Raw genomic sequence first — 19456 nt, forward strand, 5'->3', positions numbered from 1 at the left:
GCCGCCATGAATACGACAATTGCACAACAAATTGCTGATGAAGGCGGCGTTGAAGCCTACCTGCACGCGCAGCAGAACAAAAGCCTGCTGCGTTTCCTGACCTGCGGCAGCGTCGATGACGGCAAAAGCACGCTGATTGGCCGCCTGCTGCACGATACCCGCCAGATCTATGAAGATCAGCTCTCATCGCTGCATAACGATAGCAAGCGTCACGGAACCCAGGGCGAGAAGCTGGATCTGGCGCTGCTGGTGGATGGCCTGCAGGCGGAGCGCGAGCAGGGCATCACTATCGACGTGGCCTACCGCTATTTCTCTACCGAAAAGCGCAAGTTTATTATTGCCGATACGCCGGGGCACGAGCAGTACACCCGCAATATGGCGACCGGCGCCTCGACCTGCGATCTGGCGATCCTGCTGATTGACGCGCGCAAAGGCGTGCTGGATCAGACCCGTCGTCACAGCTTTATTTCGACGCTGCTGGGGATTAAAAACCTGGTGGTGGCGGTGAATAAGATGGACCTCGTGGCGTTCAGCGAAGAGCGCTTCAATCAGATTCGCGAAGAGTATCTGACCTTTGCCGGGCAGCTGCCTGGCGACCTCGATATTCGCTTCGTGCCGCTTTCCGCGCTGGAAGGGGACAACGTTGCCAGCCAGAGCGACAAGATGGGCTGGTACAGCGGTCCTACGCTGCTGGAAGTGCTGGAAACCGTAGAGATCCATCATCCGGTCGAAAGCCAGCCGCTGCGTTTCCCGGTGCAGTTTGTTAACCGTCCCAACCTCGATTTCCGCGGCTTCTCCGGTACCGTAGCCTCCGGCAAAGTAACGGTCGGCCAGCGTCTGAAGGTGCTGCCGTCGGGCGTGGAATCCAGCGTCGCGCGCATCGTGACCTTTGACGGTGACCTGCTGGAAGCCGGTGCCGGGGAAGCGATCACCATCGTGCTGAAGGATGAGATTGATATCAGCCGTGGCGACCTGCTGGTCGATGCGCAGGTATCCCTGCCGGCCGTGCAGAGCGCCAGCATTGACGTGGTGTGGATGGCTGAACAGGCGCTCTCTCCGGGCCAGAGCTTTGATATCAAAATTGCCGGCAAGAAAACCCGCTCCCGCGTGGACGGCATTCGCTACCAGGTTGATATTAACAATCTGACCCAGCGGGAGGTGGAATCGCTGCCGCTCAACGGCATCGGCCTCGTGGATTTGACCTTTGACGAGCCGCTGGTGCTGGACAAATACCAGAACAACCCGGTGACCGGGGGGCTTATTTTTATCGACCGCCTGTCGAACGTGACCGTCGGCGCCGGCATGGTGCGCGAACCGCAGGAGCACGCTCAGGCGTCCGCTTCGTCGTTCAGCGCGTTTGAGCTGGAGCTGAACCAGCTTATCCGTAAGCATTTCCCGCACTGGGACGCTCGCGATCTGCTGGGAGGCAAGTAATGGCGCAGCATGACGAAAACGTCGTCTGGCATGCCCATCCGGTCACTCAGCAGCAGCGCGAGCAGCGCCACGGCCATCGCGGCGTGGTGCTGTGGTTTACCGGGCTCTCCGGCTCCGGTAAATCGACCGTTGCCGGCGCGCTGGAGGAGGCGCTCCAGCAGGCCGGCGTCAGCACCTATCTGCTGGATGGCGACAACGTTCGCCACGGCCTGTGCAGCGATTTGGGCTTTAGCGACGACGATCGCAAAGAGAACATCCGCCGCGTGGGTGAAGTGGCTAAGCTGATGGTTGAGGCCGGGCTGGTTGTTCTGACGGCCTTTATCTCCCCGCACCGCGCCGAGCGGCAGATGGTGCGCGAGCGGCTGGGGGAAGGGCGCTTTATCGAAGTGTTCGTCGATACGCCGCTGGCCATCTGCGAGGCGCGAGATCCGAAAGGGCTGTACAAGAAGGCGCGCGCGGGCGAATTACGCAATTTCACCGGGATTGACTCCGTGTATGAAGCACCGGAAAAGGCGGAAATTCATCTGGATGGTGAACAATTGGTAACAAATTTGGTGCACCAACTATTAGACCTGCTCAGACAGCGAGATATTATCAGATCCTGAAACGGTGGCGGCACTGAGATGCTGGTCGCCCGGTGAACAGGATTCGATATGCGTAATACCCAGAACCTCAGTATGATTCGTTCAGAACCACCTCCGGTGGCGAATGACGAGACCACCTGGTCTTTGTCAGGCGCCGCCGTGGGATTTATCTCGTGGCTGCTGGCTCTGGGTATTCCCTTCCTCATCTATGGCAGCAACACGCTGTTTTTCCTTCTCTACACCTGGCCGTTCTTCCTCGCACTGATGCCGGTCGCCGTGGTGGTCGGTATTGCGCTGCATTCGCTGTTGAATGGTAAACTCCTCTATAGCTCTTGCGCGACGATTTTGACTATCGGACTGATGTTCGGCCTGCTGTTTCTCTGGCTGCTGGGATAGTCCTTTTGGTGTATGAATCAAGCCTGGGTATCGACGACAAAAATGTGGTACAGTCCCCGCGTTACGCGGCATCGTCCGCGCGTCGGAGTAAAACGCTCGGGCGAGTTATCGGATGATGATGCCGTTTTTCAGGGGGCAGGATGGGTAAATTAACGCTGCTATTATTGGCTTTGCTGGTCTGGCTACAGTACTCGCTGTGGTTCGGCAAAAATGGTCTGCATGACTATAGTCGGGTTAATGACGATGTCTCCGCTCAGCAGGACACTAACGGTAAATTAAAAGCGCGCAACGATCAGCTGTTTGCGGAAATCGACGACCTCAACGGCGGTCAGGAAGCTATCGAAGAACGCGCGCGCAACGAGCTAAGTATGACCCGCCCGGGTGAAACGTTTTATCGTCTGGTCCCGGATGCGTCTAAACGCAATCAGGGTTCGGCGCAGAATAATCGATAAATAAGCCCAGGATTACGACATGGCAGCCACTTTTCCGGGCGTTTGCGCCGTGGTGCCGGCGGCCGGTTTTGGCCGTCGTATGCAAACGGAATGCCCGAAACAATATCTCTCAATCGGTAACAAAACGATTCTCGAGCACGCGGTCGCCGCGCTGCTGACCAACGCCTGCGTCCAGCGCGTGGTGATTGCCGTCAGCCCCGGCGATGTCCGCTTTAGCCAGCTGCCGCTGGCTTCCCACCCGCAGATTACCGTCGTTGACGGCGGCAGCGAACGCGCCGACTCCGTTCTTGCTGGCCTGCAGGCGCTGCCCGATGCGCAGTGGGTGCTGGTGCATGACGCCGCGCGCCCGTGCCTGCATCAGGACGATCTCACCCGCCTGCTGGCGCTGCGCGAAACCAGCCGCGTTGGCGGCATCCTGGCGGCACCGGTTCGCGATACCATGAAGCGCGCTGAACCCGGCAAGGTCGCCATTGCCCATACCGTCGATCGCAACGACCTGTGGCATGCGCTGACGCCGCAGTTTTTCCCGCGTGAATTACTCTTTAACTGCCTGACGCGTGCGCTCAACGAAGGCGCAACCATCACCGACGAAGCGTCGGCGCTGGAGTACTGCGGCTTCCATCCCGAACTGGTAGCCGGACGCGCTGATAATATTAAAGTGACGCGCCCGGAAGACCTGGCGCTGGCAGAATTTTACCTTACCCGTTCCCGACACCAGGAGAAGGCTTAATGCGAATTGGACATGGTTTTGACGTACACGCTTTTGGCGGTGAAGGCCCAATCATTATTGGCGGGGTGCGCGTTCCTTACGAGAAAGGGCTGCTGGCCCACTCCGATGGTGACGTTGCGCTGCATGCGCTAACCGATGCCCTGCTGGGCGCGGCGGCGCTGGGGGACATCGGTAAGCTGTTCCCTGACACCGATCCGGCCTTCAAAGGCGCCGACAGCCGCGCGCTGCTGCGCGAAGCCTGGCGCCGGATTCAGGCGAAAGGCTATACCCTCGGCAACGTCGACGTCACCATCATTGCCCAGGCGCCGAAAATGCTGCCGCATATTCCGCAGATGCGCGTTTTCATCGCCGAAGATCTTGGCTGCCATATGGACGACGTCAACGTGAAGGCGACGACCACCGAAAAGCTCGGCTTTACCGGGCGCGGCGAAGGCATTGCCTGTGAAGCGGTGGCGCTGCTGCGTAAGGCGGCGCAATGATCGCCTTCAACGAACTCACCTGGCTGCACGGTAAACCGCAGGGGCAGGGGCTGCTGAAAGCCAGCCCGGAAGACTTTGTGGTGGTAGAAGACCTCGGCTTTGAGCCCGATGGCGAGGGCGAGCACGTGCTGGTGCGGATCCTCAAAAAGGAGTGCAACACGCGCTTTGTTGCGGACGCGCTGGCAAAATTCCTTAAAATCCATGCCCGGGAAGTCAGCTTTGCCGGGCAGAAGGACAAGCACGCGGTAACCGAACAGTGGCTCTGCGCCCGGGTGCCGGGTAAAGAGATGCCTGACCTCAGCAAGTTTCAGCTCGAAGGCTGCCAGGTGCTGGAGTACGCGCGCCATAAGCGCAAGCTGCGCCTTGGGGCGCTGAAGGGCAACCAGTTCACCCTGATCCTGCGCGAAGTCAGCCACCGCGATGATGTCGAGCAGCGCCTGCAGGCCATCGCTGCCGGCGGCGTGCCGAACTATTTTGGCGCGCAGCGCTTTGGGATTGGCGGCAGCAACCTGCTGGGCGCGCTGCGCTGGGCAGAGAGCGGAGCCCCGGTACGCGATCGAAATAAACGCAGTTTTTGGCTCTCGGCGGCGCGTAGCGGCTTGTTTAATCAGCAGGTCAGTATTAGATTAAAAAAAACAGAATTTAATCAGGTTGTTGATGGCGATGCGCTACAATTAGCGGGGCGCGGCAGCTGGTTTGTCGCTGCGCCTGAAGAGCTGGCGGAACTGCAGGGGCGGGTTGATAACCGCGAGCTGCTGATTACCGCTGCGCTGCCGGGTAGCGGCGACTGGGGCAGCCAACGTGATGCGCTGGCCGCCGAGCAGGCGGCGGTGGCCGAAGAGACGCAGCTCCAGGCGCTGCTGGTGCGTGAAAAAGTAGAGGCGGCACGCCGGGCGATGCTGCTCTATCCGCAGCAGATGCGCTGGAACTGGTGGGATGACGTCACCGTTGAACTGCGTTTCTGGCTGCCAGCGGGCAGCTTCGCCACCAGCGTGGTAAGGGAACTTATCAATACAACGGGTGACTATGCGAATATTGCTGAGTAACGATGACGGGATTCATGCGCCGGGCATTCAGACCCTGGCTAAGGCCTTACGGGAATTCGCTGAGGTCCAGGTTGTCGCACCCGATCGTAACCGCAGCGGCGCATCGAACTCCCTGACGCTGGAGTCTTCATTACGTACCTTCACCTTTGACAATGGCGATATCGCCGTCCAGATGGGCACGCCCACGGACTGCGTCTATCTCGGCGTTAACGCCCTGATGCGCCCTCGTCCGGATATCGTGGTCTCCGGTATCAACGCCGGGCCGAATCTTGGCGATGACGTTATCTACTCCGGTACCGTTGCTGCCGCGATGGAAGGCCGGCACCTTGGCTTTCCGGCGCTGGCCGTTTCGCTAAACGGCCATCAGCATTACGCCACCGCGGCGGCCATCACCTGCACCATTCTGCGCGCGCTCAGCCGCGAGCCGCTGCGCACCGGGCGCATTCTCAATATCAACGTCCCCGATCTGCCCCTTGAGCAGATTAAAGGCATCCGCGTGACCCGCTGCGGCAGCCGCCATCCGGCCGATCAGGTTATCCCGCAAAAAGATCCGCGCGGCAATACCCTGTACTGGATTGGCCCGCCGGGCGAGAAGCACGATGCCGGGCCCGATACCGACTTTGCGGCGGTAGATGAAGGCTACGTTTCGGTGACGCCGCTGCACGTTGATTTAACCGCCCACCAGGCCCATGAAGTGGTCACCGACTGGCTCGATCGCGTCGGAGTAGACAGCCAATGGTAAGCAAACGTGTTGAAAGCCTGCTGAATCAGCTCCGCACTCAGGGCATCGTTGACGAGCGCGTGCTCGAAGCGATTTCGCTGGTGCCGCGGGAAAAGTTTGTCGATGAGGCCTTCGAACATAAGGCGTGGGAAAACACCGCGCTGCCGATTGGTCAGGGGCAAACCATTTCGCAGCCCTATATGGTGGCGCGGATGACGGAGCTTCTGACGCTGACGCCGGAGTCACGGGTGCTGGAAATTGGCACCGGCTCGGGCTATCAGACGGCGATCCTGGCGCAGCTGGTGCATCACGTCTGTTCGGTCGAGCGTATTAAGAGCCTGCAGTGGCAGGCGAGGCGCCGCCTCAAACAACTTGATTTACATAATGTTTCAACCCGTCATGGCGATGGATGGCAGGGTTGGAAAGCGCGAGCACCTTTTGATGCGATTATCGTCACCGCCGCGCCGCCGGAAATTCCGCCGGCCCTGCTGGCGCAGCTGGATGAAGGTGGCGTGCTGGTTTTACCGGTAGGTGAAGAGCATCAGTTTCTGAAACGGATCCGTCGTCGCGGTAATGAGTTTGTTATTGATACCGTCGAAGCCGTTCGCTTCGTTCCCCTGGTACAAGGGGAGCTGGCGTGAGACCCGGATTATTCCAGGTTTTTTTTGCCTGATTTTAGGCGTAGGGTGGACACATTTTCAGTGTCCTGGCCGGGCGTTGCCCGGTAAGCAAGATATTGGTAGTTAACCTATTCCTGGGGGATAAATGAGCGCGGGAAGCCCAAAATTTACCTTAAGCCGTATTGCGGCACTATCGCTGGTTTCGCTGTGGCTGGCAGGCTGTACAAACACGAATAATCCGCCTGCACCGGTCAGTTCGGCGGGAGGAGCTTCCTCCTCCGGGACCAGCTCCGGGATGCTGATTACCCCGCCGGCTAAAACGGGATCCACCGCCGTGCCTCAGGCGCAGCCGGTTCAGACCCAGCCGACCCAAATTCAGCCGATGGCTCAGCAGCCGGTAGCCCAGCAGCCGGTGCAGACCATGAACGGCAAGATCGTTTATAACCGTAAATATGGCGATATTCCGAAAGGCAGCTATACCGGCGGCAGCAGCTACACCGTCAAACGCGGCGACACGCTGTTCTATATTGCCTGGGTGACAGGCAACGATTTCCGCGACCTTGCTGAGCGCAATAATATCCCGGCACCGTACGGCCTGAACGTCGGCCAGACGCTGCAGGTCGGCAACTCCGCGGGCCAGCCAATCACCGGCGATAACGCCGTTGCTCAGGCCAGCGCTCAGGCAAGCGGAGGTGCGACGGCGGCCGCACATCCTGCACAAAAATCAACCGCAGTGGTTGCGTCGCAACCAACTATTACGTATTCTGAATCCTCAGGTGAACAGAATGCTACTAAGATGTTGCCGAATAATAAGCCAGCAACGACAGTCGTTGCGCCGGTTACGGCTCCAGCTATCAGCAGCAACCAACCGACTGCAAGCAGCACGTCAACCAGTTCGCCGATCTCTTCATGGCGCTGGCCGACTGATGGCAAGGTTATCGAGAACTTTAGCGGCGCCGAGGGCGGTAATAAAGGCATCGACATTGCAGGCAGTAAAGGACAGGCTATCGTCGCGACCGCTGATGGACGCGTCGTCTATGCCGGTAACGCACTGCGCGGTTACGGTAATCTTATTATCATCAAACACAACGATGATTACCTGAGTGCCTACGCTCATAACGATACCATGCTGGTCCGGGAGCAACAGGAAATTAAAGCGGGGCAGAAAATCGCTACCATGGGTAGCACCGGAACCAGCTCGACAAGATTACATTTTGAAATTCGTTACAAGGGGAAATCCGTCAACCCGCTGCAGTATTTACCGCAGCGATAATTTGGCGAAGTACGCATAAGCATAACGTCAGTTAAAAGGCGCCGGGGCGGTGAATGCCGCTCTGCATTGGGGCTAAAAACCTGTCCTGGCGACGTTTGAATGATATTTAGCGAAGGTGCTTTGCTCAGGGATCACGGGTAGGAGCCATCTTTATGAGTCAGAATACGCTGAAAGTTCATGATTTAAATGAAGACGCGGAATTTGATGAGAACGGAGTTGAGGTTTTCGACGAGAAAGCCTTAGTAGAAGAGGAACCCAGTGATAGCGATCTGGCCGAGGAGGATCTCCTGTCGCAAGGCGCAACGCAACGCGTGCTTGATGCGACACAGCTCTATCTTGGTGAGATTGGTTATTCCCCGCTGCTGACGGCTGAAGAAGAGGTCTACTTCGCCCGACGCGCGTTGCGTGGTGATGTCGCTTCACGCCGTCGGATGATAGAAAGTAACCTGCGTCTGGTGGTAAAAATTGCCCGTCGTTACAGCAATCGTGGTCTGGCGCTGCTGGATCTGATTGAAGAGGGCAATTTGGGGCTGATCCGCGCGGTTGAAAAGTTTGACCCGGAACGTGGGTTCCGTTTTTCTACTTATGCAACCTGGTGGATTCGTCAAACGATTGAACGGGCGATTATGAACCAAACCCGTACCATTCGTTTACCTATCCATATTGTTAAAGAGCTGAACGTCTATCTGCGTACCGCGCGCGAGTTGTCCCATAAGCTGGACCACGAGCCGAGTGCGGAAGAGATTGCCGAACAGCTGGATAAGCCGGTTGATGACGTTAGCCGTATGCTGCGTCTGAACGAGCGCATCACCTCGGTGGATACGCCGCTGGGCGGTGATTCGGAAAAAGCGCTGCTGGATATTCTGGCCGATGAAAAAGATAACGGCCCGGAAGACACCACGCAGGACGATGATATGAAACAAAGCATCGTCAAATGGCTGTTCGAACTGAACGCCAAGCAGCGTGAAGTCCTGGCGCGTCGTTTTGGCCTGCTGGGCTACGAAGCCGCTACGCTTGAAGATGTAGGTCGTGAAATTGGCCTGACCCGCGAACGCGTGCGTCAGATCCAGGTTGAAGGCCTGCGCCGCCTGCGGGAAATCCTGCAGGGTCAGGGGCTGAACATCGAAGCGCTATTCCGCGAATAAGACATTTTTCTTAAAAAAGGCCCGATCCTTCGATTGGGCCTTTTCCTTTTTTAGCCAGCCTTACTCTACCCCTGCCAGGTCTCCTGCAGGTGGCGCCACAAAATCCGCTCATCTTCCTGCCTGAACACCACCGTTGACCAGCGCACCGTCGGCGTCTGTCCGGGAAGGGTCTGCGTTTCGCGATAGAGAACCGCCGCGCCGTCGTGCCAGCGGGCAAGCTCCGTGAGGCTATCAATGGCGATGGTCAGGCCCGCGCGGCTGCCGCCGGCCTGCTGGAAAAAGTGGCTGACCGTTGGATGGTCCATCCGGGCACCGCCGGTGGCGACCAGCGTAAAATCGGGGGTAAAGCGCGCCATTAACGCCTCCGCGCTCCCTTCCTTGCGGCCTAACCAGTTTTCAATGACCACGTGGGCATCAATAACTTCCTCAAAATATGCGCTCATTTCTTCTCCATTTTGCTATGCAGGCGCAGGACCAGCGCCCGGTTGTCGAATCGCAGGCAGCTCAGCAGGGGGATAAGTGTTACCCCGGCCGCGGTAATAAACACCCCGCGCCATGCCAGCACGGTGGGGTAGTGGTGCAACAGGATGCTGAGCAGCGTCGCCAGCAGCGCCGCGCCGGCTAAAAAGCTGAGCTGGCGGTTGATATTCCACAGCGCGCTGGCGTCCGGCAGGTGGTGATTGGCTATATTCAAAAAGGCGCTGCTTTGCGCCGTGCTGCTGCACAGGCTGCCGCCCGCACCCATCAGCGTGAAGGCGCTTATCAGGGCGATTGCCGGGGTCTGCGGGCCTACGCCGATCAGCAGCAGGATCCCCGCCGCCTGGAGCAGGCATCCGCTGATAATAAACGGCCGGGGGCCGAAGCGGTTGTAGTATCTGCCGGTCAGGGCGATCGCCACAAACGATGCCAGCGACCAAGGCAGCATCAGCGACCCGACGGCGGAGGGCGACATGCCGGTGAGGGTTTGCAGGTAAAACAGGCCGACGACGTTGATGCCAATAAACGTGCCGGGAACGCAGAGGTAAATCAGCATCGCGAAGCGCAGCAGCGGGTCGGCCAGCAGCGGCAGGTGTAAAAAGCGCCTCGGACGCGTCGCCTTCGCCTCTTTCTCAAGCCAGCAGGCGGCCAGGACAAGCGTCAGAAAAGCGACGGGCAGGCTGGCAAAGAAGACCCAGCGCCAGCTGAAGGTCTGCACCAGCAGCCCGCCAAGCGCCGGAGAGCAGGCGGGCGCCAGCAGCCCGACCAGCATCACCGCGGCGGAGAGCTTTGCCCGCTCGTGGCTCTGAAAGTACTGCCAGGTCATCGCCTGACCAACGGGAATTAATAGCCCGCCGCCCATCCCCTGCAGCGCGCGCCAGAAAATCAGCGCGCTTAGCGAATCCGCCATTCCGGCTCCCAGCGCCGCCGCGCTGAACAGCAGCAGCGACAGCAGAAAAACGCGGCGGGCGCCAAATCGCTGTGCAAGCCAGGCGCTGAAGGGGATCACCAGCGTGAGCCCGGCGATATAGCCGTTGCTGACCCAGGTCAGTTCGCCGACGGAAGCGTTAAGCGCCCGGCTCATGTCGGGAAAGGCAACGCTGGCGATGAACATATTGATTAAGTCGAGAAAAAAACTGAGCAGAAAAACGGTGGCAACCTTGCTGCGATACGTCATGGCGATCTCCGGTAAAGAAGGTCGCTACTCTAAACCCCGACGTCGCGGGGATAAACGCGGCGAAGCGGGATATACTGTCTGATAATTTTTGACAATAAGCTGAATTAGCATGCTGAATCTGCAACGTATGGCGATGTTTGTGGCGGTGGTGGACTGCGGAAGTTTTACCGCGGCGGCGGTCGCCCTGGCCCAGACCAAGGCGGTGGTGAGCTTTAACGTGCGGCAGCTGGAGAGCGAGCTTGGCGTGACGCTGCTTTTACGCTCCACGCGACGGCTGACCCTGACGGACGCGGGGAAGGTGTTCTATCAGCGCGGCGTCGGGCTGCTGAAGGCGGCGGAAAATCTCCAGGATGAGGTGCGGGCCAGCCACGCCGGGTTGAGCGGCGAGCTGCGCATCACCACCACCCCGGAGTACGGGACGCGGGCGATCGTTCCCGCTTTGGCCGAATTTAGCCAGCTGCATCCGGCGCTGCGCGTGCGCCACGTTTCATCTTCGCACCACGCCGATTTAATCTCCGAACGCTTTGATGTCGCCATTCGCCTCGGAACGCTGGCGGACTCGCGCTACCGTGCGGCGCTGATCTCGCGTTTCGCGATCCTGCCCGTTGCCGCACCCGCGTGGCTTGCGCAGCATCCGCTGGCAACCCTTGAAGAGCTGGCCCAGGCCGAGTGGATTATTCACGAGCGCCTGCAAACCCCGCTGCGCTGGCAGCTCAGCGGTCGGGATCGCAAGGCTATCGGCTTTGAAATTAAAAAGACCCCGCGCCTGTCGGCGGATAGCGCCAACGCGCTGATGGCCTTCGCCCTGGCCGGCAGCGGCGTGGCGCTGCTGCCTGAGTGGCTGGTGGCCTCCTCATTGGCTCAGGGGCGTTTGGTCCATCTGCTGCCGGAGCTAAGCTTTCCGCCGCAGGGGGTCTATGCGGTCTATCCGGATGCGCGGCACGTGCCGACCAGAGTGCGGGCGTTCATCGATTTTTTACGTCAGCGGGTGGGATAACATGCCGGTTTCTTCGGCCATTTCTGCGGTTCACTCCCGGGCGAAGCGCTGCCGCCCGGGAGTGACGTTCAGAGGATAAGAGGATTAGGCCAGGCTTTTCAGCCGATAGATCCACTCCAGCGCCTGGCGCGGCGTCAGCGTATCGGGGTCAAGATGCTCCAGCGCTTCGAGAGCCGGGGAGGTCTCCTCCGGCGCCGACAGCAGCGACATCTGCGTGCCGTCAACCTGGGTCGCCGCGGCGTTGGGCGAAATGCTCTCCAGCTCGCGCAGCTTCTGGCGCGCGCGCTTGATCACCTCTTTCGGTACCCCCGCCAGCGCCGCGACCGCCAGGCCGTAGCTTTTGCTCGCCGCGCCGTCCTGAACGCTGTGCATAAAGGCGATGGTATCGCCGTGCTCCAGCGCGTCCAGATGGACGTTAGCTACCCCTTCCATTTTCTCCGGCAACTGGGTGAGCTCGAAGTAGTGGGTGGCAAACAGAGTCAGCGCCTTTATCTTATTCGCCAGGCTCTCGGCGCAGGCCCACGCCAGCGACAGGCCGTCGTAGGTTGAGGTGCCGCGGCCAATTTCGTCCATCAGCACCAGGCTGTGCTCGGTGGCGTTATGCAGAATATTGGCGGTTTCGGTCATCTCGACCATAAAGGTTGAGCGCCCGCTTGCCAGATCGTCCGCCGCGCCGACGCGCGTAAAGATGCGGTCAATGGGTCCGATGTCGACCTTCTCCGCCGGAACGTAGCTGCCGATCCAGGCCAGCAGCGCAATCAGCGCGGTCTGGCGCATATAGGTACTTTTACCGCCCATATTCGGACCGGTAATAATCAGCATCCGCCGCTGCGGAGAGAGGGTGAGCGGGTTGGCGATAAACGGCTCTTTTAGCACCTGTTCGACCACCGGGTGGCGGCCTTCGACAATGCGGATGCCCGGCTTATCGCTAAAGGTCGGGCAGCAGTAGTTGAGGGTTTCGGCGCGCTCGGCGAGGTTAATCAGCACGTCCAGCTCCGCCAGCGCGCTCGCGCTCTGCAGCAGGTCGGCGAGATGCGGCAGCAGCATATCAAACAGGCGGTCGTAGAGCTGTTTCTCCAGCGCCAGCGCCTTGCCCTTCGAGGTCAGCACCTTGTCTTCATACTCCTTGAGCTCAGGAATAATGTAGCGCTCGGCGTTTTTTAGCGTCTGGCGACGGACGTAGTGAATCGGCGCGTGCTGGCTCTGGCCGCGGCTGATCTGGATGTAGTAGCCGTGAACCGCGTTGTAGCCCACTTTAAGCGTATCCAGCCCCAGCCGTTCGCGTTCGCGAATCTCGAGCTTATCGAGGTAGTCCGTGGCGCCATCGGCCAGCGCGCGCCACTCGTCGAGCTCTTCGTTATAGCCCGGGGCAATCACGCCGCCGTCGCGCACCAGCACCGGAGGCGCGTCGATAATGGCCTTTTCCAGCAGCTCGCGCAGCTCGGCGAACTCGCCCATTTTATCGCGCAGCTGCTGCACCGGAGCGCAGGGGACCTCGGCCAGCATGTCGCGCAGCGCCGGCAGCTGTTGGAAGGCATGGCGCATGCGGGCTAAATCGCGCGGCCGCGCGGTGCGCAGCGCCAGGCGCGCCAGAATACGTTCGAGATCGCCGACCTGACGCAGCACCGGCTGCAGTTCGCTATAGCGCTCCTGCAGGGCGCCGATGGTCTGCTGGCGCTCGATCAGCACCGCGCTGTTGCGGATTGGCATATGCAGCCAGCGCTTAAGCATCCGGCTTCCCATCGGGGTGACGGTGCAGTCGAGTACCGAGGCGAGGGTATTGTCGGTGCCGCCGGCCAGGTTCTGGGTGATCTCAAGGTTACGGCGGGTGGCGGCATCCATGATGATGCTGTCCTGCTCGCGCTCCATGGTAATCGAGCGGATATGCGGCAGGGAGGTGCGCTGGGTATCCTTGACGTACTGCAGCAGGCAGCCCGCCGCGCACAGGCCGCGCGGGGCGTTCTCAACCCCGAAGCCCACCAGGTCGCGGGTGCCGAACTGTAAATTCAGCTGCTGGCGCGCGGTGTCGATTTCAAACTCCCACAGCGGACGGCGGCGCAGGCCGCGGCGGCCTTCAATCAGCGCCGCTTCGGCAAAATCTTCGGCATATAGCAGCTCTGCCGGGTTAGTGCGCTGCAGCTCTGCCGCCATGGTTTCGCGATCGGCCGGCTCGCTGAGGCGAAAACGCCCGGAGCTGATATCCAGCGTCGCATAGCCAAAGCCTTTGCTGTCCTGCCAGATGGCGGCCAGCAGGTTATCCTGACGCTCCTGCAGCAGGGCTTCATCGCTGATGGTGCCGGGCGTGACGATGCGCACGACCTTCCGTTCGACCGGCCCCTTGGTGGTGGCCGGATCGCCAATCTGCTCGCAAATCGCCACCGACTCGCCCTGATTCACCAGCTTCGCGAGGTAGTTTTCCACCGCATGGTGGGGGATCCCGGCCATCGGGATCGGCTCGCCCGCCGAAGCGCCGCGTTTGGTCAACGAGATATCAAGCAGCTGCGAGGCGCGCTTAGCGTCGTCATAGAACAGCTCGTAAAAGTCGCCCATGCGGTAGAACAGCAGGATTTCCGGATGCTGCGCTTTCAGCTTCAGATACTGCTGCATCATCGGAGTGTGGTCTGATAGATCCTTGTCAATAGACTCTTTCATTTTGATTTTACTCGTTTTTTAAGTCTTTGAGTGCTCATGTGGCCCCAAGTGAAACCCACGTAAACTCATATAAATCTCAAAATTTGTATACCAGAAGTATTCTGACTACTATCTGGTATACACACTTAAACTGCTGGTATACATTTATGAAATAACACTAAATCAGTCGTTTATAATCAATAAGTTATCTATCGACGTGAAACCTGATCTCGACCAGCAAGGACGTGTTATCTACTTACCTAGTCCTGAACGAAAGCCGTATCTTATCACTGACAACCCTAGAGATTCACCCTGGGTTCTGGTGTCAAAATCAGTACAACAGCAAAACCAATCATTACGATAAAATGCGTTACCAATGCGGTAGGGCAGCCATTCAACATTACCTATAAAGATGTGGCAACCGGTAAACGTTGGCAGCCAGACGTGATGCGCCGAAAGCTGCTGTCACACATGCTACAGGCCTGGAAACTCAGGCTGTCTATATCCTTTATGCATTACTGAAAGGACTTAGTATTGGACGGGCTTGATGTGAATTCACATAGAAAATTTGGTATAATGTTTGTGCAATGATTTTCAGCCCAGATCCAGCTTTTCAGGAGTAACTATGAGCAACAACAAAAAAACTCAGGCAAGCTACGCTAAGCCATCTCGTGCTGACATCGTTCGCTCAGTGGCAACCTCTACGGCTGTTGAAACAGGGCAGTCCTCAGAGAAGATCGAAGCTTCCCTTGAAGCAACGCGCAAAAAATTCGCTCATTTACGTCTTGCGGTTTAGCCCCTTCTTAATGCTTCTCTGACCCAGTGTCTCATCGGCTCGTAGTCCATTGATACGCCTGCATGGATAGCCGAGATATACTGGGTTTTGTTCTGTTCCCAGCTTAGATAATCCAGCGGTTTGTACCCACCCTGAACGGCCATTACGTCGGCTAACAGTCGCGACAGGCGCCCGTTTCCCTCTCTGAAGGGATGGATAAGTATCAGCTCGACATGGGTAATGGCGATAGCGGTGATGAGTTGTTCTTCGTCCATGCCGCTACACGGCGTGTATTGAGCCAGATACCTGGTGTCGAATTCGTTCAGCAGTTTTGGCAACTGCGCTGAAGGGGCAAACATAAAGCCACCTTTGCTGATGTTTACTGCTCTTTCTTGTCCAGCCCACTCATAGATGTTACCTAACCAGCGGCGATGCCAGCTTTTTAACAAGGCTACGTTGAGTTGTCCTTCCGGGAAATGTTCTTCAAAAACCGCCTGGTAGAGTTGTTCTAGCAGGACAAGTTCAGCCCCATCTATCTCTTCAGAAGCAGCGATCCCCAGCTTATTAGCCAAAACTTGTTCGCCAGAGTCTTTCTCATACTGGCCTTCACTACCGGATACATGGTATCGGCTCATGGAGATGCCCTGTGTTATTAGAAGGATGGGAAAACAGAGGGAGTATAATGCTGGATGAGTACAACAAACAATATTCTTAAAATAAGATAGTTACAAAAGTATAGGTTAAAATGTAGTTTTTATTCCATTCGGTATCACATTCATAATCACCTGCTAAATAATATCACCCGGAATACCTGTATAGCACAGGACTATATATTTTTTATGGGAAAATTGTTCAGTGATATGAAGGCCGGATAAAACTCTTTGTATTAACATGATCTCGAACCATTTAAATCGATAATGAAAAAAAACAGCGCAATCATTTAATAAGATCCTAAAAGTTGATCGGGGTCATTTTTCGGTGATTGTTTTATGGCGTAGTGTATAAAAAAGACAATGGTATGTTCAACAATGAAAATTGGAAGACGTTAAAAAAGAAACTGCCAACGTAGAACAGCATGTTGAAATGGTTAAGTTTATATCAACAAGTGAAGATGAACAGGAAGGAAACTTTGAGTTTCTTTGCTGCCGTGGTGGATACGGTATGGGCGGCGGCGGCGGCATCGGTGGAAGATGGTAAGTAACACGGCCTATTAGTTATTGAGATTTAATTTGATGGCAACTCAGGTTGCCATCTTTATTTCTCTATTAAGGACAATTTATGCTTGGGTATTTTTTCGGTTTTTTTGAGGGGTTACTTAATCCATTCCAGGACAGAGACCTGGCCTTTCTACGCCAGAAGCAGAATCTGTGGTATTTCGTAAGTAAAATAAAATATATTGTATTGATAATTGCTTTAGTTGGTTTTATAAAGGCAGCTGTAGATGTTGGGATCATTTTTATTGTGGGACAAGTGATTGATTCCCTCAATGGTACATTATCATCCACTCTTGCTCATTTAGTAACACAAAACCAATTGCTTACTATTGCAGTCATCCTATTCTTAATTATTCGTCCGTTCACATCATTATGTCTTGGTTTATTATGTGATCAGTGTCTCCGAGCCCGCTTCAGCCCTATGGTTCGATGGATGTTTTATAATAAAGTTATCAATAATGATGTATCTTATTTTAACCGAAACCATGCAGGGAAAATTGCATCAGCAGTCTGGCAGTCCGGACAAGCAATGACGGAATTTTTGCTCAATGTACTCCAGATGATATGGTCGAATGTTGCATACGTCATTTTGACCCTCGGATTCATGAGTTTTATCAATATCTGGTTTACAGTAGTGATTCTTCTTTGGCTGATTGTTTATCTTTATCTTTCGATAAAGTATGCGCCAGAAATTAAAAGGCGTTCTCGTAAATCTGCAGATGCCTCTAATATAATAAATGGTCACCTCGTAGATATTTTTTCCAATATTATTAACGTGAAATCTCTATCACCAGAAGGAGATGACCGGGATTTTGTTAAAAATAAAATGAATGATTTTATTATAAAAAATGAACATTTCCTTCGGGCGATAACTTGTATCGAAACGCTTCTGCTGGTGATTAGCTCAACCGCAATGGTGGCAATCGGCTATATCTGTATTTCTTCGTGGCACACTGGCTTACTCTCAGTCGGTGAGATTTCAGCTGTCTTTGGGTTAGTTTTTCGCCTTGAGGGACAATTGGCCATTCTAATGAGTCAACTTACCGGTGCAATGCGGGCATTGGGGCTTTTCAATTCCTCCATTGAGGCAGTGCATAATCAGAATCAGGTTACAGAGCGAGATGACTTGGTTCGTTTGGATGGCATGTGCGGTGATATCCACTTTTGTGATCTGGTTTTTCAATATGAAGCAGGAAAACCGGTGATACGTGGACTTAATATGCGCATCAGACCAGGTGAGAAGGTCGCAATTGTGGGAGAATCTGGATCCGGGAAATCCACGCTTATTAGTTTGTTGATGCGGTTTTACGAGCCCTCTAGCGGACGAATCCTTCTTGGTGATACGAATATCCAACAGATCTCTCTGAGTGATCTTCGGCATCAGTTTAGTATTGTGACGCAAGATAATATACTGTTTAATAGAACTATTTACGAAAATATTACTTTCGGTTGCGACAACTTTAGTGAAGAGGATGTACTACTTGCAGCCCAAAAAGCCAAAGCTCTGGAGTTTATCCTTCAGGCAACGGACGGCATTAATACTGGGTTTGATACACTGATCGGCGATCGTGGTGTCAGACTATCCGGTGGGCAGCGTCAACGACTAAGCATCTGCCGCGCTATTCTGCGTAATTCGCCTATTCTGATTCTGGACGAGGCTACCTCAGCACTTGACTCTCTGACCGAAGTCGAAATCCGCGATGCGTTGAACGATGCTATGGCAGATAAAACGGTCATTGCTATTGCACACCGCCTGTCGTCGGTTATCGGAATGGACAGAATTGTAGTCCTGCAGGAAGGTCTCATCAAGGAAGAGGGGTCTCACGATGAATTGGTACGACATGAAGGAATCTATTATTCCCTGTGGAAACAGCAGGCACAGCTATGAGTACTACAGCCTTCTCCCTTCCTCCTCATTTGCTCGCATCTTCTGCATATCAATCGCAGTGGCATCTACATGGTCGCTTGCCAGGTGGGCAACAATGCCGTTCAGTTAATGCCGAAAAGGCATGGCTTTGCCTTAATGGATATGGAAGCCAGGAGGTCGTAATCTCGTTCGCTGATGATGGATGCCTCATAGATGCCGTTGCTTCAAATATCGATGATAAATTTGTGGCCGCTGCTTTTATGGAAAAAAGAAGACTGGTCTATGCTGCCCCCACTGACCTGCTCCCCGTTGATTAATACACCGCGATATTAGTAATGTCTTCATGTGATGAAAGTATGAGTTGATCCTACCCGCATAATGTGGACGCGGCTCTAAGCGAGAGCTTGGTTTTCAAACTGTTCCGGGCTGATACCGCCACATGCACTATGACGACGCCAGCGATTGTAATCACGCTCGATATAATTAAACACCGTCGTGCGCATTGTTTCACGGCTGGCAAAACGTTCCCCGTGGATACATTCCATTTTCAGTGAGTGGAAGAAGCTTTCTGCTCAGGCACTGTCATAACAATATCCCTTTGCACTCATGCTGCCGCGTAGATTATGTCGTTTCAGCAGTGCCTGATAATCCGTTGAACAGTACTGCCCGCCCCGGTCGGTGTGAACGACGACCTGCTCCGGTCGTTTACGCCGCCACAGTGCCATATGCAGCGCATCACACGCCAGCTGTGCCCTCATCCGTACGTAAGTACGTGGTGTCTCCACACCCTTTCTGGTTCGGCCCGCTGGCATAAAAGTCCTGCTTCAGCAGGTTTTCTGATACGGGAAGACAGTGTTCACGGTAGCTCACCGGGCTGAAATTCCGTGCAGCCTTCGCCCGCAGGCCCTGACGACGCAGGCTGGCGGCAACGATTTTCACATTGAAGGCTTTCCCCTGACTCCGCAGTTCATCAGTAAGGCGTGGTGCACCATAACGCTGTTTTGCATGCTTAAAAACGTCATAAACCAGGCTGTCGCATCGCTGCCGGAACTGCTGGAGGACACTTATCACATCAAGCCGGTTACGCCAGGCATACCAGCCGCTGCGGGCGACACGGAGCCCCCGGCACGTCGCCTTGATGCTGAACTCAGCCTGATGTTTTTCGATGAAGACATACTTCATTACCAACGCGCTCAGCCAGCTTCAGGGCTTCACTGCGGAACTCAGGCGTATGTTGTTTACGGGGGCTTTTTGGATACTGCTGGTTTTGTCATGTGAGTCACCTCTGGTTGAGAGTTTACTCACTTAGTCACGTGTCCACTATTGCTGGGAAAGATCAGTGACGAAGCAAGATGCAGCGATCCGCGTTCCAGTTGCTAAAGCGGGTAGCGCGGCTCACGATGGGATTAGAACGCTTACGATTGGCATCAACACCCTG

Annotated in this window: 20 protein-coding genes and 1 pseudogene; 16 read left to right on the forward strand and 5 right to left on the reverse strand. The window is 55.7% G+C overall.

The features are described 5' to 3' along the window. The first annotated feature begins 6 nt into the window (after positions 1 to 6). The 11 genes from cysN to rpoS all read left to right on the forward strand — a co-directional run bounded on the left by cysN (position 7) and on the right by rpoS (position 8880). A complete protein-coding gene (gene cysN / locus HCK03_RS05195) occupies positions 7 to 1434 on the forward strand; it encodes a sulfate adenylyltransferase subunit CysN (protein ID WP_167691224.1) in 1428 nt (475 codons plus the stop codon). Continuing rightward, the gene (cysC, locus tag HCK03_RS05200; RefSeq protein WP_041146947.1) at positions 1434 to 2039 is read left to right on the forward strand and encodes an adenylyl-sulfate kinase; all 606 of its coding nucleotides are present in this window, start codon (positions 1434 to 1436) and stop codon (positions 2037 to 2039) included. Before cysN ends, cysC begins: the two co-directional genes overlap by 1 nt. A gap of 48 nt (positions 2040 to 2087) precedes the next feature. Next, positions 2088 to 2414, forward strand: coding sequence for a DUF3561 family protein (locus tag HCK03_RS05205; RefSeq protein WP_041146946.1), 327 nt, complete (start codon positions 2088 to 2090; stop codon positions 2412 to 2414). Positions 2415 to 2554: 140 nt separating this feature from the next. Beyond that, the gene (gene ftsB / locus HCK03_RS05210) at positions 2555 to 2866 is read left to right on the forward strand and encodes a cell division protein FtsB (RefSeq protein WP_045857570.1); all 312 of its coding nucleotides are present in this window, start codon (positions 2555 to 2557) and stop codon (positions 2864 to 2866) included. 19 nt (positions 2867 to 2885) lie between these two features. Beyond that, positions 2886 to 3596 (forward strand): 2-C-methyl-D-erythritol 4-phosphate cytidylyltransferase, encoded by a 711-nt coding sequence (gene ispD, locus HCK03_RS05215; RefSeq protein ID WP_115192025.1) that lies wholly within the window; start codon positions 2886 to 2888, stop codon positions 3594 to 3596. Next, positions 3596 to 4075, forward strand: coding sequence for a 2-C-methyl-D-erythritol 2,4-cyclodiphosphate synthase (gene ispF, locus HCK03_RS05220; RefSeq protein ID WP_041146943.1), 480 nt, complete (start codon positions 3596 to 3598; stop codon positions 4073 to 4075). Before ispD ends, ispF begins: the two co-directional genes overlap by 1 nt. Further along, positions 4072 to 5121, forward strand: a complete 1050-nt coding sequence (truD, locus tag HCK03_RS05225) for a tRNA pseudouridine(13) synthase TruD (RefSeq protein WP_041146942.1) — start codon at positions 4072 to 4074, stop codon at positions 5119 to 5121. Before ispF ends, truD begins: the two co-directional genes overlap by 4 nt. Beyond that, positions 5102 to 5863, forward strand: coding sequence for a 5'/3'-nucleotidase SurE (surE, locus tag HCK03_RS05230; RefSeq protein WP_041146941.1), 762 nt, complete (start codon positions 5102 to 5104; stop codon positions 5861 to 5863). The genes truD and surE overlap by 20 nt, the downstream gene beginning before the upstream one ends. Next, positions 5857 to 6483: a protein-L-isoaspartate(D-aspartate) O-methyltransferase gene (locus HCK03_RS05235; RefSeq protein ID WP_041146940.1), complete on the forward strand. Its 627-nt coding sequence runs from the start codon at positions 5857 to 5859 to the stop codon at positions 6481 to 6483. The genes surE and HCK03_RS05235 overlap by 7 nt, the downstream gene beginning before the upstream one ends. Positions 6484 to 6607: 124 nt before the next feature. Continuing rightward, positions 6608 to 7735, forward strand: a complete 1128-nt coding sequence (gene nlpD, locus HCK03_RS05240) for a murein hydrolase activator NlpD (protein ID WP_041146939.1) — start codon at positions 6608 to 6610, stop codon at positions 7733 to 7735. A 152-nt stretch (positions 7736 to 7887) separates the two neighbouring features. Next, complete coding sequence (rpoS, locus tag HCK03_RS05245) at positions 7888 to 8880, forward strand: RNA polymerase sigma factor RpoS (RefSeq protein WP_004866938.1); 993 nt, start codon at positions 7888 to 7890, stop codon at positions 8878 to 8880. A 65-nt stretch (positions 8881 to 8945) separates the two neighbouring features. Here rpoS and HCK03_RS05250 read toward each other — a convergent pair whose 3' ends face one another. Both HCK03_RS05250 and HCK03_RS05255 read right to left on the reverse strand, forming a co-directional pair. Next, positions 8946 to 9323 carry a DUF4440 domain-containing protein gene (locus HCK03_RS05250; RefSeq protein ID WP_123552074.1) on the reverse strand — a complete coding sequence of 126 codons (378 nt, stop codon included), beginning with the start codon at positions 9321 to 9323 and terminating at the stop codon, positions 8946 to 8948. Then, complete coding sequence (locus HCK03_RS05255) at positions 9320 to 10534, reverse strand: MFS transporter (protein WP_167691225.1); 1215 nt, start codon at positions 10532 to 10534, stop codon at positions 9320 to 9322. The genes HCK03_RS05250 and HCK03_RS05255 overlap by 4 nt, the downstream gene beginning before the upstream one ends. 109 nt (positions 10535 to 10643) lie before the next feature. On the opposite strand from HCK03_RS05255, the gene HCK03_RS05260 reads away from it, so the two are divergent. Further along, positions 10644 to 11531, forward strand: a complete 888-nt coding sequence (locus HCK03_RS05260) for a LysR family transcriptional regulator (RefSeq protein WP_167691226.1) — start codon at positions 10644 to 10646, stop codon at positions 11529 to 11531. A gap of 84 nt (positions 11532 to 11615) precedes the next feature. Here HCK03_RS05260 and mutS read toward each other — a convergent pair whose 3' ends face one another. Beyond that, the gene (gene mutS, locus HCK03_RS05265; RefSeq protein WP_167691227.1) at positions 11616 to 14183 is read right to left on the reverse strand and encodes a DNA mismatch repair protein MutS; all 2568 of its coding nucleotides are present in this window, start codon (positions 14181 to 14183) and stop codon (positions 11616 to 11618) included. A 604-nt stretch (positions 14184 to 14787) separates the two neighbouring features. On the opposite strand from mutS, the gene HCK03_RS05270 reads away from it, so the two are divergent. Then, positions 14788 to 14958, forward strand: coding sequence for a hypothetical protein (locus HCK03_RS05270; protein ID WP_162829812.1), 171 nt, complete (start codon positions 14788 to 14790; stop codon positions 14956 to 14958). On the opposite strand, the gene HCK03_RS05275 is transcribed toward HCK03_RS05270, so the two are convergent. Next, complete coding sequence (locus HCK03_RS05275) at positions 14955 to 15572, reverse strand: Fic/DOC family protein (RefSeq protein WP_123552078.1); 618 nt, start codon at positions 15570 to 15572, stop codon at positions 14955 to 14957. The two genes, HCK03_RS05270 and HCK03_RS05275, sit on opposite strands and share 4 nt — an antisense overlap. Before the next feature lie 400 nt (positions 15573 to 15972). Here HCK03_RS05275 and HCK03_RS05280 point away from each other — a divergent pair, with 400 nt between their 5' ends. The 3 genes from HCK03_RS05280 (at position 15973) to HCK03_RS05290 (ending at position 18335) form a co-directional block, all read left to right on the forward strand. Next, positions 15973 to 16134, forward strand: coding sequence for a hypothetical protein (locus HCK03_RS05280; protein ID WP_167691228.1), 162 nt, complete (start codon positions 15973 to 15975; stop codon positions 16132 to 16134). An 81-nt stretch (positions 16135 to 16215) separates the two neighbouring features. Next, on the forward strand, positions 16216 to 18039 hold the full coding sequence (locus HCK03_RS05285) for an ABC transporter ATP-binding protein (RefSeq protein WP_167691229.1): 1824 nt from the start codon (positions 16216 to 16218) through the stop codon (positions 18037 to 18039). Further along, the gene (locus HCK03_RS05290) at positions 18036 to 18335 is read left to right on the forward strand and encodes a hypothetical protein (RefSeq protein WP_167691230.1); all 300 of its coding nucleotides are present in this window, start codon (positions 18036 to 18038) and stop codon (positions 18333 to 18335) included. The genes HCK03_RS05285 and HCK03_RS05290 overlap by 4 nt, the downstream gene beginning before the upstream one ends. Before the next feature lie 75 nt (positions 18336 to 18410). Here the strand turns inward: HCK03_RS05290 and HCK03_RS05295 are convergent. Further along, a pseudogene (locus HCK03_RS05295) lies at positions 18411 to 19292 on the reverse strand (IS3 family transposase). Positions 19293 to 19456 lie beyond the last annotated feature (164 nt).

The sequence above is a fragment of the Klebsiella terrigena genome, from assembly GCF_012029655.1.
Lineage (GTDB): Bacteria > Pseudomonadota > Gammaproteobacteria > Enterobacterales > Enterobacteriaceae > Klebsiella > Klebsiella terrigena.